This window comes from Pseudomonas sp. R5-89-07 (genome assembly GCF_003851685.1).
GTDB lineage: Bacteria > Pseudomonadota > Gammaproteobacteria > Pseudomonadales > Pseudomonadaceae > Aquipseudomonas.
Window position 1 is genome coordinate 251,944 of the sequence record NZ_CP027727.1, and the last position, 13,468, is coordinate 265,411.

Genomic DNA, 13,468 nt, shown 5'->3' on the forward strand with positions numbered 1-13,468 from the left:
TCGTTCTACCAGACGCCGATCTGCACGACCTTCTCCGCCTCAGGCTCCCCATAGCGAAACCATTGGCCACGCACTTCAATCTCCGTGTGGCTGATGGTCGTGCGCCGCTTCAAGCCGCGCAGCCAGTCGAACAGATAATCCAAGTGTGTCTCGCGCACCTCGGCATAGGCCGGGTCGGCGCCGAGGTCGTGCAGTTCCTGTGGGTCGTTTTGCAGGTCGAACAGCTGCGGGCGGAAGCCGTCGTACGCCAGGTATTTCCAGCGCTCGCTGCGCACCATGGTCATGCGGCAACGGTCGATCGGCTGGCCCAGGCGCTCGCGGGCCGGGGCCTGGAAGGCGTAGTCGTATTCGGCAATTGCATAGTCACGCCAAGGTATCTGCTCACCCTGCAGCAGCGGAATCAGCGAGCGGCCTTCCAGGCGGTGATCGGCAGCGGGCAGGCCCAGGGCGTCGAGAAAGGTCGGCAGCGCATCGATGGTTTCCACCAGACGTTCGTCCACCGTGCCGCGGCTGATATCGGCACTGGGGCGCGGGTCACGCACGATCAACGGAATGCCCACCGCCGGCTCCAGCAAAAACTCTTTTTCACCGAGGAAGTGATCACCCAGGAAGTCGCCGTGGTCGCTGGTGAACACGATCAGCGTGTCATCCCAGCGCCCGTTGCTTTGCAGGAAATCGAACAGCCGCCCGAGCTGGTCGTCGATCTGTTTGATCAGCCCCATGTAGGTGGGAACTACCGTGAGCCGCACCTCGTCGCGAGAGAAATTCACGCTCTCCTGGTGCTGACGAAACGCCTGGTACACCGGGTGATCGCTGGTCTGCCCCGGTTGAATCGGCGCCTGTATATGTTCGGCGCCATACAACGCGTGATACGGCGCCGGTGCGATGTAGGGCCAGTGCGGCTTGATGTAGGACAGGTGCAGGCACCAGGGTTGCTCGGCCTGCTCCTGGATAAAGTCGATGGCGCGGTCGGTGGTGTAGACCGTCTCCGAATGCTGCTCGGCTACCCGCGCCGGCAACCCGGCGTTGCGCATGTGCCAGCCGCTGAGCACTTCACCGTTTTCACCCTGTGCGGCGTTGGCCCATTCATGCCACGGGTTGCTACCGCCGTAGCCCTGCTCGCGCAGGTAGTGAGTGTAGGGCGCCGACTCGCGTTTATCCTCGAACAGCGGGCTGTCGGGGTAGATACCGTCGTGACGGAAATAGGTGTCGAAGCCCACTTCATTCAGCGGTTCGGCCTGGGCGCTGTCAGGGTCGATGTTCAAGCGTTGCAGGGCATCCAGATTCGGCGTGGCGTGGGTCTTGCCCACCAGCGCGGTGCGGATGCCGTGGGGGCGCAGGTAGTCGCCGATGGTCAGCTCTTCCAGCGGCAGCGGCACGGCATTCCACGCCACCTGATGGCTACTGACATAACGTCCGGTATACGCCGACATCCGCGACGGCCCGCAGATGGTGCCTTGGGTATAGGCACGGCTGAAACGCACGCCTGCTGCGGCGAGGCGGTCGATATTTGGGGTGTGCAAATGCGCATGGCCATAGCACGACAGGTAATCGCGGCGTAGTTGATCGCACATGATGTACAGCACATTGTGCACGGGTTGGGGCTGGGACATGAAGGCTCACCGAATGGAGGACAGGTGAGGTTTTTTCGCTGTTTGGGAGGGGCACTGGCAAGTGCATTTGGGGACTGGGGTTGATGCAGCAAATGCATGGGTGTTGATACCGACGCCATCGGGGGCAAGCCCCCTCCCACACTTGAAATGCATTTCAAATGTGGGAGGGGGCTTGCCCCCGATGGCGTCGGTTCACACAGCGACATTCTCCAGCGTACACATGTCTTCATCCTGCTCATCAATTTCCTTGATCTGCTCAATCATCGCCTCCGCCAGCGGCGACAATCGATACCCCGCTCGGCTGACGATGCCGTAGCGGGTGTAACGCTCCTCCAGGTTTTCATCCAGGCCGTCGATCTTCAAGCACACCAATTCGCCCCGGGCCATTTGCAGTACGTCGCTGTTGGCGCTGACGATGCCGATGGCGTTCGAGCGCAGTACTACTCCTAGCAGGCCGTAGCCGTTTTCGCATTCGACATTGGGCAGGTAATCCGGTCGGCCGCTGAGGTCGACGATGACTTTGCGCAGGTTCGGCGGACGGATGGTGACGGCCAGGGGATAGCTCATCAGTTCGGCGGCGCTGACGCTGTCGCGGGCGGCGAGGGGGTGGCCGATGCGGCAGCAGAAGTACCAGCGGCGCGGGCGCAGGCGATGGGTGTGATAGTCGGGGTTGGCTTCGAAGTGGCGGGTGTCGGCGACGAAGAATTCGAACTCTTCGCTGAGCAGGCGTTTGCTCAGGCTTTCCCAGTCGTCTACCTGGAACTGCACGCGGGCCTTGGGGTAGCGCCCGATAAAACTGCCGATGGCGCGGGGGATCAAGCCGCCCGCCGGCGCCGGGCCGCAGCCAAAGCGCAGTTCTCCTGCCTCAAGGCCGTTGAACTGGCTGATTTCGTTCGCCAGTTGCTGCGCGCCGCTGACCAGGCGCCGCGCATGTTCGAGCAGCACCAGGCCTTGTTTGGTCGGCGCCAAGTCTTTGCGGCCGCGGTCCACCAACTGGCATCCGGCGCTGTGTTCCAGGGCCTGGATACTGCGGCTGAAGGCCGATTGCGACAGGTTCACCGTCAACGCCGCCGCGACAAAGCTGCGTTGTTCGGCGAGGGCGATGAAGTGTCGAAGTTGGCGCAGATCGATATGCATTTTTCACATCAAAAATATCCGGGAAATGCATTGGCTATGCATTAGGTCGACTCCTTATAAAGGCTATCACTTATGCAGTAAATGTTCGTAAAAACATAAATAAATAACCTAAAGGAATATCGGTAATTAGATATTCCGGGGTTCCGGAGCCGCTTATGAGTCTGTTCACGCCCGCTGTACCTTGCTCTCGCTGGACGCTGAAGCGCCTGCCCCTGGCCGTGTTGCTTGCCGGCAGCGCCAGTTGGACGCCCAGCCATGCGGCCGAACCGGCACCTGCGGGCGAAAGCGCCAGTGGTCAGCTGGAAACCGTCACGGTTACCGCACGGCGGCGCACCGAAAGCGCCCAGGCGGTGCCGACGCCCATGAGTGTGGTCGGCGGCCAGGCGCTGGAGAGTCAGCGGGTGTACAAGATTCAGGATTTGCAGCAGCTGGTGCCCAGCGTCAACGTCGCCTATATGCATGCGCGCCAGTCCAGCGTGTCGATTCGCGGCCTGGGTAACAACCCGGCCAGCGATGGCCTGGAAGGCAGCGTGGGGCTGTACATCGACAACGTCTACCTGGGTCGTCCCGGCATGGCGGTGTTCGACCTCATGGACATCGAACAGCTTGAAGTGCTGCGCGGCCCGCAGGGCACCTTGTTTGGCAAGAACACCACGGCGGGGGTGATCAATATCAGCACCCGCGCGCCGAGTTTCACCCCGGAGCGCAGCATCGAAACCTCGCTGGGCGAGGACGGTTATTTCCAGACCAAGGGCACGATTTCCGGGCCGCTGACTGATGAACTGGCCGGGCGCTTTTCGGCCTATCGCACGCGCAATGACGGCGACATCAAAAACGAGCACGACGGCCATGACCTCAATGGCGGTTCGCGCCAGGGCTTTCGCGGGCAACTGTTGTACAAGCCCAACGAGGCATTCAACCTGCGCTGGATCGGTGACTACAACGAGGAGGACTCCAGCGCCGGTACCCGCGTGCTCTACAGCACCGGGCCGACCATCAACGGCACCAACCTCTACCAATCCAGGGCCAATGCCGCGGGCGCGACGCTGGTCGACGGCACCCACCGCAAGGTCAATCTGGACAACGATCAACACGTCACGGTGTTCCAGGGCGGAACGTCGCTGGAAGCCAACTGGACCTTGCCCAGCGACTTCACCCTGACGTCGGTCAGCTCTTACCGCTGGTGGAACTTCACCCCGCGCAACGATGACGGGCTTAACGTGCCGGCCTCGTATAACGCCGGGGTCTCGGTGGAAGATAAACAGTGGTCCCAGGAATTGCGCCTGGCCTCACCCCAGGGTGGGTTCTTCGACTACGTGCTCGGCGCTTACTATTTCGGCTCCGACCTGGATAACAAGTCCTTCGCCTATTACGGTCCCAAGGCGGACATCTGGAACGGCACGCCGACCGGCGCGTTGAACAATGTCAGCAGCGTGGGCAACGGGCATATCCGCACCGACAGTTTTGCGCTGTTCGCCCAAGGCACCTGGCACTTGACTGAGCGCCTGGATTTCACCGCCGGCCTGCGCGGCACCTACGAAGAAAAAAGCGCCTGGGTGACCCGCAATGCACCACTGGGTGGCGCTGCGGTCACTGGCGCTGCTGCCACGGCGCGGCGCGGGCGTACCGGCGCGTATGACTCGGGTGACCTGACGCAGTACAGCGCCACGCCGTCGGGGCTGCTCAACCTCAGTTATCATTTCAACGACAACCTGCTGGGCTACGCGACGCTGTCCCACGGCGAGAAGTCCGGTGGCGTCAACCTGGCGGTGGGCTCGGCGCCGACGGCGGGGGCCGACTCGCTGTTGATCGGCACCGAGCGCGCCAACAACGCCGAGCTGGGTTTCAAGAGCACGCTGTGGGACCGACGCCTGCAGCTCAATGCCAACCTGTTCTGGACCCAGGTCAACGGCTACCAGACCAACGCCTACGACCAGGACAACCGCGTGCAGTACCTCACCAACGCCGGCTCCGTGCGCTCGCGGGGTGTGGAAGTGGAAAGTACGCTGGTGCCGATCAAAGGCCTGACGCTGAATCTCAACGGCTCGTTCAACGATGTGAGCTACCTGTCGTACAAGGACGCGCCATGCCCGCCGGAAGTCAGCCTGCGCCCCGGTGCACCGGCCTCCTGCGACCTCACCGGGCACCAGGTGGTGGGCGCGTCGAAGTGGATTGCCAACGCCAACGGCGAGTACAAATGGAACCTGGATAACGGCTTTGAACCCTACGTCACCGCCAGCTATGCCTTCCGTTCCAAGGCGGTGGGTACCGTGGAAGATTCCGACTTCGGGCAGATCCCCGCCTATGCGTTGGTCAACCTCTCCACCGGCCTGCGCGGCAACTACGAGCAGGGCCAGTGGGATGTGTCGTTGTGGCTGAAAAACGCCTTCGACAAAACCTACTACACCACCCTGTGGACCGGCGGCAACGGCGGTTACGAAGGCCTGCTGGGTGCCCCGCGCACCCTAGGCGTGACCGGGCGCTACGACTTCTAGCCCGGTGCGGTAGGTGGCCGGGCTGAACACCCGCGTCACCAGCAGCATCGCCACCACGGTCACGGTCAGTACGATCCAGGCGCTGACGAAGTGGCCGGTGAGTTCGCGCAGCCAGCCGGTCAGCCACGGCGAAACCGCGTTGATCAAAAAGCCCACGCCTTGTACGAAGGCGGCCAGTTGGCCGGCCTGGCGTGGGTCGCGGTGATGATCGAGGGTCAGCAGCAGGCTCAGGGCGAAGCACGCGCCCAGGCCGAAGCCGCACAAGGCCACCCACACATGGGGCAATTCCTGTGGCGCGATGATCAGGCCGAGGTAGCCGATGGTCTGCGCCAACAGGCTGATGCCCAGCAGCGGGCGACGGTCGATCCCGCGCTGTGCCAGCACCGGCATCAGCAGCGCGGCGAGCACCTGGAAGATGGTCATGAACGCCAGCAGCGAGCCGCTGGGCAGCACGCCCCAACCCAGTTGCTGATAGTAGGCAGGCAGCCACGCCACCATGCTCATGTAGCCGCAATTGACCAGACCGAAATACAGCGCCAGTAACCACGCGCGGCGATTGCGCAGGCCTTTGAAGGCGGGTGTGACCTGTGTGTTGCGGGCGGCGCCCAGGGGCAACCATGCCCACAGCAACAAGGCCCCCAGCGCCGGCAACAGCCACACCCCCAACCCTGCCTGCCACTGCTGGAAATGCGTCGCCACCACCGGGCTGAGCAGCGCCGCCAGCCCGCCGCCGGCCATCAGCGAGGCCGAATAAACGCCCATCGCCACCGGTACGCGGTGATGAAATTCGCGCTTGATCATCGCCGGCACCAGCGCCTGGATCAGCGCCACGCCCGCGCCGCCGAGCAACGCGGTCACCAGCAGCGCCGACGCCTGGCCCAGCAGCCAGCGCGCCAGGCACGCCAGCAGAATCATCATCAGGCCCAGGGCAATCCCGCGCAGCTCGCCCAGCCGCGCTTCCACACGCACGCCCACCAGCGCCACAAGGCCCATGCACACCACCGGCAGGCTGGTGAGCAGGGCGCTGCTCTGAAAACTCAGGCCGGTGGCCTGGCGAATCTCGCCGAGCAGCGGGCTGATGGAACTGAGGATCGGCCGCAGGTTGAGGCCGAGGACAACCAAGAGGCCCCAACCTGCGAGCTTGCCCGCGAACGAATGGTTAAGCGTCATGCAGGACCTGCCGGATGTGCAAAAAAGAGGCGGGGAGTATGGCGAGCCGCTGGGGTATTCTGAAATTAAATATAACCATGCCAATCAGTGGCAATCGGAATGGCCATGACCTTGTTCGATCCCGTGTTGTTGCGCAGCTTCGTCGCCGTGGTGGATTGCGGCAATTTCACCCGCGCCGCCGAGCGCCTACATTTGACCCAGTCCACCGTCAGCCAGCAGATCCGGCGCCTTGAAGAAACGCTGGCGTGCCAGTTGCTCGATCGCGGCCAGCGCCGCGTGATGGCTACCGCCGAGGGGGAGCGTTTGCTCGCCTACGCGCGACGCATTCTGGCGTTGCATGAAGAGGCCGCCGACGTGTTAGTTAACCAGCAAAGCGACGGTGTGTTACGCCTCGGGGTTCCGGAGGATTTTGCCGCCGAGCGCCTGATGCCGCTGCTTTCGGCATTCGTGGTCGCCTACCCCCGGGTGCGCCTGGAAGTTACCAGCGGCCTGGGCCCTGAATTGCAGCGTCAGTACCGGGGCGGTGAATTCGACATTTTGCTGGTCAAGCAGATGGGCGACAGCGACGACTGCATAGCGTCGTGGCCGGAGCCTTTGTGTTGGGTCGACAGCCTGAGCACGCCAGTAGCGGGTCGCGACCCCTTGCCGCTGGTGGCTTTCCCCGTGGGCGGGCTGTATCGCAATGAAATGCTGCAGCACCTGGAGGTGGGCGGCTGGCGCTGGCGCATCGGCTACTCCAGCGCCAGCCTGGCCAGCGTGTGTTCGGCGGTAGCGGCGGGGTTGGGCATCAGCCTGTTACCGGAGCGGGTGGTGCAATCCGGGCATCGCATCCTCGGCGCTTACAGTGGTTTGCCGACTGTGCAGGGGGTGCGATTGGCGTTGTATGGCCGCAGCGGCCTGGGCGCGGCAGGGCAGACATTACAGCGTCAGTTACTGACGTTGTGCGCACATCATGCAATCTGACGCTTTCCAATATCTGCGTCACCACCCAGCAAAACGTTTATTGGGGGGACGCACTCAAGATCAGACTTGTGCGGCGCGTTGCGTATTGAGCAACTCACTGATGAGTTGCGTGGCGGCACCTTGCCCGAAGAGATGACCAGCGTCCTGGCGGGGGCCGACCACCGATTGTCCATCCTGACCGGTATAGGCCAGCGTTCCCCCGAGTACTTCCACGGCGCTGTGATAACCATTGCCGATCAGGAACGCCGCAGTGCCGGCGGCGCGCGCATAGCGGGCGTCGCGCTCGGATGAGGGCAGCTGGGACATGGGATCGTTTGCAAGGTACGGACGCTCCTTGAGTCCGTCCATCACTCGTGTATAGGGCCTCTGTTCCCCGCGTAGCATGTCCCAGACCGCCAGGGTTTCTGCCTGGGTGCCGGACATGTGGGCTATCAGAGGCTCTACAGTAGTGTCCACGCGCTCTTTCTTGAGCTGCGCCACATCCCATCGGCTGGGGAGCAGCCTGTTCGATTGTATCCCCAGCAGATCGTCCGCGTGTTTGCCCAAGTTGTGGACGCCGGTGCGAGCTGGCTGGGCATTCGGTGGTTTGATTCGTTCCTGTTTTTTGGCTGGCCCTATGTTGGCCGAGCCTCCCAGTGCGCTGGTCGGTGCAAGGGATTCGGCCGCCGGGTAAGGCAGGCCCAGCAAGCCGGGAATAGCCAGCCGCAGGGCCTCATCCTGCTTTGGCGTGCGCTCGACGCCTGTGGTTGTGCTGCCCAGAATTGCACCAATGTCACCCATGAGCGCGATCATTATTGAGCGGTCTTTCGCGGTGGCGCTGTTGCTGCCGGCAGGTATGTCATCCATTAGGCGTTTGAGTGTGGCGAGCAGCGCTTTTGGTCCTTCGCCAGGCATCAGCCCCTCAGCCCCGAAAAGGTGTCCGCCCAGCGGCGCTTGCAAATCCCCCAGCCGGCTGAGCATTTCGTGTGCCTTCCCCGCCGCCAGCCCCAGCTCAGTGCGGAGTGTGTCTCCTGGATGGTAAAGAAGGTCTCTGGCAGAAATTGTCTGTTGCAGCGCCAATTGTCGAGTGTGCCCTCCTGCCTCCGTACGACTGGCCGGGTCGACGAACGCCGCCGCTTGATCCTTGTCGGGCGCGCTGGATGCGGTAGCCGCCGGAAAAAGTTGCATGACCGGTGAAGGGTCAGTGCCGCGCCGGCCTCTTTCCACCAATGAATCGTTGTGAGGCGCAAGGCGGCGTTCCGCTGCTGGCATCTGGTGGAGCGTAGTGATATCGGCGCCGCGTTCCAGCCTATGGCTGTTGTGCCGCGAAACATCCAGAGAGTTACTAACGAGCATGACTTTTCGCCTGTGTTATAGGGACATTTATCAGTGTCCCGTTCCAAACAGGCGGTTCCTTTGCTCACGATTTTTTCATAACAGCTGTCCTGCACCTTGAGCTCGTCGAGGGAACTTCTGCGCGTTGTCGGCCACTCTCTTCGTCGACGGTATTTCGCGCTGAAATAGATGGATTGAGAGGGGGGGCCATGGCCGGGGATGAAGTGTTGATGGCGGCTTTGAGCCAACGATATAGAGGGGCGTTTTCCTTGCAAGAAGGTGTTTGCGTATTAGGCAATGCTCAACACCAAGAAACGGTTGTCATAGAAATGCCTGTCGGCGATGGCAGTGTGCTATTGCATTGCAGGATGGAGCGAGCGTGCACTGGGCCGCAGGCTTGGCGGCAGATTCTGGAGATGAATTTTCCACGGGCCGCGCACACTGGTTGCTGGTTGGCCTTGGATGAACTGGGTGAGTTGAGGCTGTGTAGCCTGATGCCGAAGAGGGTTTTAAACGAATTGATTTTTTGTGACTGGGTCTCGGGTTTCATGAAATCCGCGCTCGACATGCGCGATCTGCTCGCTGCAACCGCAGGATCCCATCGTGCTCATGGACGTTCAACGTCTACGCAATGATGCCTTCGCTGAATATTTTTCATGCTTGAAAAGCATAGAAAAATTAAGTCTTGCCGGCAGGCCTTGAATGACGTGGCTTTGAGCGATTCGTCGGGTTTCTTTATTCTATTTTGATCTATATATAACTTTAAATATTGCTTTAAGGGATAAGTGTGCGGCCCTGATGATTCAGTCCTCGACGGCTTTTCAAGCAGGCCTGTCGGTTTTTTTGGATTTGAACACCGTAGGGAGTGAATCAATGGGCAATGTCCAGACCGCTGCTCGTGCACCCGAGGCGCAAGGGCGCCAGGCACCGAGCGGTGAGTTGGTCGACCTTGGCCGGCCACATCGGGCGCCGTTGGGGCAATTGCGCCTGCAGCAGACCCCCAAGCGCTTTTCCAGCCGGCGCGAGGGCGTGCTGTTGGGCTTGCTGGTGTTGGCCTTGCACGGCGCGGTGATCTATTGGGTGAGCCAGAAGCCCACCCCGGTGCTGCCAGTGGTGCCACCGGAAATTCCGCCGATGACCATCGAATTTTCGCGGCCCGCGCCGCCCGTGGTCGAGCCACCACCGCCCGTGCCGCCACCACCTCCGGTGGTCGAGCCGCCGCCGCCGGTGGTGGACGAACTGGCCGCCAAGCCGGCACCACCAAAACCAATTCCCAAGCCCAAACCCAAGCCTGTGCCCAAACCTGAGCCCAAGCCCGTACCCAAGGCGATTGAACAGCCGCCCGCGCCGCCTGTGCCCGCGCCCCCGGCACCGGTTGCACCACCGGCGCCGGCCCCGGTAACGCCCGCTTCGGCGAACGCCGCGTACCTGAAGAACCCGGCGCCGGAATACCCGTCACTGGCCCAGCGTCGCGGTTGGGAAGGCACCGTGTTGTTGCGGGTGCACGTACTGGCCAGCGGCAAGCCGGGAGAGATCCAGATCCAGAAAAGCAGCGGTCGCCAGCAACTCGACGACGCCGCACTGGCCGCCGTGAAGCGCTGGAGCTTCGTACCGGCCAAGCAGGGTGAAGTGGCACAGGACGGCTGGGTCAGCGTACCGATCGATTTCAAGATTCATTAATTATTCAGCTGCACAGAGGGAAGACATCATGGCTTTGGCATCTCCACTTGAATCCATCGAAAGCGCGGTGATCTGGCTGCTGGTGGCCTTTTCGGTCGCCACCTGGGGCTTGGCGTTGTTGAAGGGCGTGCAGTTCGGGCGCCTCAAGGCCCAGGATCGCAGGTTTCATAAACAGTTCTGGGCCGCCTCGAGCCTCGACGCTGCCGCCGAATTGGCCGAAACCCAACCAGGCGCAGCTGCCCGAGTGGCCCACGCCGGCTATGCCGCGATCCAGGTCGGCGACACCCAGCACGCGGCTGACCTGAGCCAGGCCATCAATCATCAGGACCGCCTCGAGCGTGCCCTGCGCCAGCAGATCGTGCGTGAGCGCCGTTCTCTGGAGACCGGGCTTGCCGTAGTCGCCAGTATCGGCAGCACTTCGCCGTTTATCGGCTTGTTCGGCACCGTGTGGGGCATCATGGAAGCGCTCAAGGGCATCAGCGCCGCCGGTTCGGCCAGCCTGGAAACGGTGGCGGGGCCCATCGGCGCGGCACTGGTCGCGACGGGTGTCGGGATCGCCGTCGCGGTGCCGGCGGTGCTGGTCTACAACTATTTCCTGCGCCGTCTGAAGCTGACGGCTGCCGATCTGGATGACTTTGCCCACGACTTCTACAGCCTGGCGCAAAAGAACGCCTTCCGTGTGCTGCTGCACCCGGCGCTGAACAAAGCCGGCGCTGGCAGCCCGCAAAAAGTGAAGGAGGCGTCCTGAGATGGCCTTTTCCACCCAAGACAGTGATGAGGTGCTGAGCGAGATCAACGTCACGCCGCTGGTGGACGTGATGCTGGTGCTGCTGGTGGTGTTTATCGTCACCGCGCCGCTGCTCACCAACGCCATTCCCATCAACTTGCCCAAGACCGAGGCCGTCGCCCCGGTCGAGCAGAAAGACCCGTTGGTGGTGAGCATCGACGGTGCCGGCAAGCTGTTTATCAACAAGGACGAGATCCAGCCGGACCTGCTGGAATTCAACCTGCAGGCGGCCAAGGCCAAGGACCCCGATGTGCGGGTGCAACTGCAGGCGGACGATGGAGTGAACTACGGCGAAGTGGCGCGAGCCATGGCGTCTATCGAGCGTGCGGGGATTACCAAGCTGTCGGTGATAACCGCGCGCTGATCGCAACAAAGCCTCGACGATTTTTGGGCCGTTTCCTTGGCAGGGTGCGGCCTTTTTTTTTGGATCGCCGATGAGATAAATGTGGGAGGGGGCTTGCCCCCGATGGCGGTGTGTCAGTGTCAGATGTGCTGCCTGACACACTGCTATCGGGGGCAAGCCCCCTCCCACATTTGATCATTATTGATTTTGATATTTGGTTATTAATAAATAGCTTCTTATTCCTTAACGAATATAACCCTCATCCCTATACTGGTCAGCAACGTTAAACGCTGCAGGAGGGCACACCCATGCACAGCGAGTCGATTCGTTACCTGATCGTGCCGGGCTGGCAAGGATCGCCAGAAAATCATTGGCAAAGTCACTGGCAGAACAGCCTGCCCAACAGCGCGCGCGTTGAGCAGGATGACTGGCTCACCCCGCGCCGCGAAGACTGGGTGGCCGCACTGGCCGAGGCCATCGCCGCCGACAGCACGCCGGTGATCCTGATCGCCCATAGCTTGGGTTGCATCACCGTGGCGCATTGGGCGGCCACCGCGCCTGTGCATTTCCTGCGTCAGGTGCGCGGTGCCTTGCTGGTGGCCCCGGCGGACGTGGAACGCCCGGCATGCGCGCCCGCCCTGCGCAACTTCGCGCCGATTCCTCGCGACCTGCTGCCGTTTCCCAGCCAGGTGGTCAGTTCTGACAACGACAGCGCCGTCAGCGCGCCGCGTGCGTTGGAGCTGGCGCGCCAGTGGGGCGCCGAAGCCGGATTTTTGTCGGGCGCCGGGCATATCAATGTGAAGTCCGGCCACCAGCGTTGGGAACAGGGTTTCGCCTACCTCTACCGCCTGCAAAATCGCCTCGAGCATCACGCTCGGCGCACTGCATAAAACATTTCAACGCCCCGTCCCTGAGCGGATGGGGCGGGAGTCTGCCATGAGTCTGCATGAAACCTACGGCCAGCCTTTGCTGACCTTTCCCGATGCCGAAAAAAGCCCGCTGAGCATCCGCGCCAAGGCGTTGGTGTTCGTCGACCCGCGTTCGCGGCAGCTGCGCGAAGACCTGGAAAACCTCGCACCGCGCGCATTGCCCGTGTTGATTCGTGGCGAGACGGGCAGCGGCAAGGAGCTGCTGGCGCGGCATATCCACCGTGGTAGTGATCGCACGGGCCTGTTTGTGTCAGTCAACTGCGGCGCGATCAGCCCGACCTACGCCGATGCCGAATTGTTCGGCTATGCCGCCGGCAGCCATAGCGGCGCGGCGAGCAGCCGGGCCGGGTGGTTCGGCTCGGCCAATGGCGGCACCCTGTACCTGGACGAAATCGGCGATCTGCCGTTGCCGATCCAGGTCAAATTGCTCGCCGCCCTGGAAAATCACGAAGTCACCCGCGTCGGCGCCCAGCAGCCAAGCCCGGTGGACGTGCGCCTGGTGGCGGCCACCAGCATCGACCTGGCCCAGGCTGTGGCGGCGGGCAAGTTCCACGAGCGCCTGTTTCATTATTTGAGTGAAGGTCAATTGGACCTGCCGGCACTGCGCGAGCGGGTCGGCGATATCCTGTCCCTGGCCGAATACTTCCTTGGCATCTACAGCCAGCGCCTGGACCTGCCGGTGCCGCTGATCAGCGACGCTGCGCAGCGGGTGCTGGAGCACCATAGCTGGCCGGGCAATACCCGCGAGCTGGAAAACGTCATTCACTTTGCGTTGCTGGTGAGCAGCGGCGACGAAATTCTGCCCGAGCACCTGAACCTGCCGGTTGCCGGCTCGCCGTTGGAGCAGGTGCGGCGGATTTTCGCGAGCGCCAGTCCCGCCGAGCAGGAGACGCTGCGTAAATTCCTGTATGAGCAAAATGGAATATCAACGTGAATAAAAGATATTGTTCGGGAATAAAAAATCTAGGTATTGTCCACTCCACGCCGCGATAGCACTTCGCTGGCACCCCACATAAAAAACGGTCGTTAGAAGGACA

Annotated in this window: 12 protein-coding genes; 8 read left to right on the forward strand and 4 right to left on the reverse strand. The window is 62.1% G+C overall.

Features of this window, described 5'->3' with window-relative positions:
* Positions 1-5 precede the first annotated feature (5 nt).
* Complete coding sequence (locus tag C4J94_RS01080) at positions 6-1,613, reverse strand: alkaline phosphatase family protein (protein ID WP_124384608.1); 1,608 nt, start codon at positions 1,611-1,613, stop codon at positions 6-8.
* 192 nt (positions 1,614-1,805) lie between these two features.
* Positions 1,806-2,750 (reverse strand): LysR family transcriptional regulator, encoded by a 945-nt coding sequence (locus C4J94_RS01085; RefSeq protein ID WP_124384609.1) that lies wholly within the window; start codon positions 2,748-2,750, stop codon positions 1,806-1,808.
* A gap of 155 nt (positions 2,751-2,905) precedes the next feature.
* Between C4J94_RS01085 and C4J94_RS01090 the strand changes: the two genes are divergently transcribed.
* Positions 2,906-5,245 (forward strand): TonB-dependent receptor, encoded by a 2,340-nt coding sequence (locus C4J94_RS01090; RefSeq protein WP_124384610.1) that lies wholly within the window; start codon positions 2,906-2,908, stop codon positions 5,243-5,245.
* Here C4J94_RS01090 and C4J94_RS01095 read toward each other — a convergent pair.
* Positions 5,216-6,415, reverse strand: a complete 1,200-nt coding sequence (locus C4J94_RS01095; protein ID WP_124384611.1) for a CynX/NimT family MFS transporter — start codon at positions 6,413-6,415, stop codon at positions 5,216-5,218. The genes C4J94_RS01090 and C4J94_RS01095 overlap by 30 nt on opposite strands.
* 111 nt (positions 6,416-6,526) lie before the next feature.
* Here C4J94_RS01095 and C4J94_RS01100 point away from each other — a divergent pair, with 111 nt between their 5' ends.
* On the forward strand, positions 6,527-7,378 hold the full coding sequence (locus tag C4J94_RS01100; protein WP_124388902.1) for a LysR family transcriptional regulator: 852 nt from the start codon (positions 6,527-6,529) through the stop codon (positions 7,376-7,378).
* A gap of 60 nt (positions 7,379-7,438) precedes the next feature.
* Here the strand turns inward: C4J94_RS01100 and C4J94_RS01105 are convergent, their stop codons facing one another.
* Positions 7,439-8,713, reverse strand: coding sequence for a hypothetical protein (locus tag C4J94_RS01105; RefSeq protein WP_124384612.1), 1,275 nt, complete (start codon positions 8,711-8,713; stop codon positions 7,439-7,441).
* Positions 8,714-8,901: 188 nt separating this feature from the next.
* Between C4J94_RS01105 and C4J94_RS01110 the strand changes: the two genes are divergently transcribed.
* The 6 genes from C4J94_RS01110 to C4J94_RS01135 all read left to right on the forward strand — a co-directional run bounded on the left by C4J94_RS01110 (position 8,902) and on the right by C4J94_RS01135 (position 13,365).
* Entirely contained in the window at positions 8,902-9,327 is a 426-nt protein-coding gene (locus tag C4J94_RS01110) for a CesT family type III secretion system chaperone (RefSeq protein WP_124384613.1), read from the forward strand.
* Between the two features lie 238 nt (positions 9,328-9,565).
* Positions 9,566-10,372: an energy transducer TonB gene (locus C4J94_RS01115; RefSeq protein ID WP_124384614.1), complete on the forward strand. Its 807-nt coding sequence runs from the start codon at positions 9,566-9,568 to the stop codon at positions 10,370-10,372.
* Positions 10,373-10,397: 25 nt separating this feature from the next.
* Complete coding sequence (locus tag C4J94_RS01120) at positions 10,398-11,120, forward strand: MotA/TolQ/ExbB proton channel family protein (protein ID WP_124388903.1); 723 nt, start codon at positions 10,398-10,400, stop codon at positions 11,118-11,120.
* Position 11,121: 1 nt separating this feature from the next.
* Positions 11,122-11,523, forward strand: a complete 402-nt coding sequence (locus C4J94_RS01125; RefSeq protein ID WP_010565408.1) for a biopolymer transporter ExbD — start codon at positions 11,122-11,124, stop codon at positions 11,521-11,523.
* A gap of 287 nt (positions 11,524-11,810) precedes the next feature.
* A complete protein-coding gene (locus C4J94_RS01130) occupies positions 11,811-12,392 on the forward strand; it encodes an alpha/beta hydrolase (RefSeq protein ID WP_124384615.1) in 582 nt (193 codons plus the stop codon).
* 46 nt (positions 12,393-12,438) lie between these two features.
* On the forward strand, positions 12,439-13,365 hold the full coding sequence (locus tag C4J94_RS01135; protein ID WP_124384616.1) for a sigma 54-interacting transcriptional regulator: 927 nt from the start codon (positions 12,439-12,441) through the stop codon (positions 13,363-13,365).
* Positions 13,366-13,468: the final 103 nt, after the last annotated feature.

Coding starts and splice junctions, on each gene's coding strand:
- C4J94_RS01080 (WP_124384608.1), bottom strand. CDS start 1,613: ATGTCCCAGCCCCAACCCGTGCACAATGTGCTGTACATCATGTGCGAT.
- C4J94_RS01085 (WP_124384609.1), bottom strand. CDS start 2,750: ATGCATATCGATCTGCGCCAACTTCGACACTTCATCGCCCTCGCCGAA.
- C4J94_RS01090 (WP_124384610.1), top strand. CDS start 2,906: ATGAGTCTGTTCACGCCCGCTGTACCTTGCTCTCGCTGGACGCTGAAG.
- C4J94_RS01095 (WP_124384611.1), bottom strand. CDS start 6,415: ATGACGCTTAACCATTCGTTCGCGGGCAAGCTCGCAGGTTGGGGCCTC.
- C4J94_RS01105 (WP_124384612.1), bottom strand. CDS start 8,713: ATGCTCGTTAGTAACTCTCTGGATGTTTCGCGGCACAACAGCCATAGG.
- C4J94_RS01110 (WP_124384613.1), top strand. CDS start 8,902: ATGGCCGGGGATGAAGTGTTGATGGCGGCTTTGAGCCAACGATATAGA.
- C4J94_RS01115 (WP_124384614.1), top strand. CDS start 9,566: ATGGGCAATGTCCAGACCGCTGCTCGTGCACCCGAGGCGCAAGGGCGC.
- C4J94_RS01125 (WP_010565408.1), top strand. CDS start 11,122: ATGGCCTTTTCCACCCAAGACAGTGATGAGGTGCTGAGCGAGATCAAC.
- C4J94_RS01130 (WP_124384615.1), top strand. CDS start 11,811: ATGCACAGCGAGTCGATTCGTTACCTGATCGTGCCGGGCTGGCAAGGA.
- C4J94_RS01135 (WP_124384616.1), top strand. CDS start 12,439: ATGAGTCTGCATGAAACCTACGGCCAGCCTTTGCTGACCTTTCCCGAT.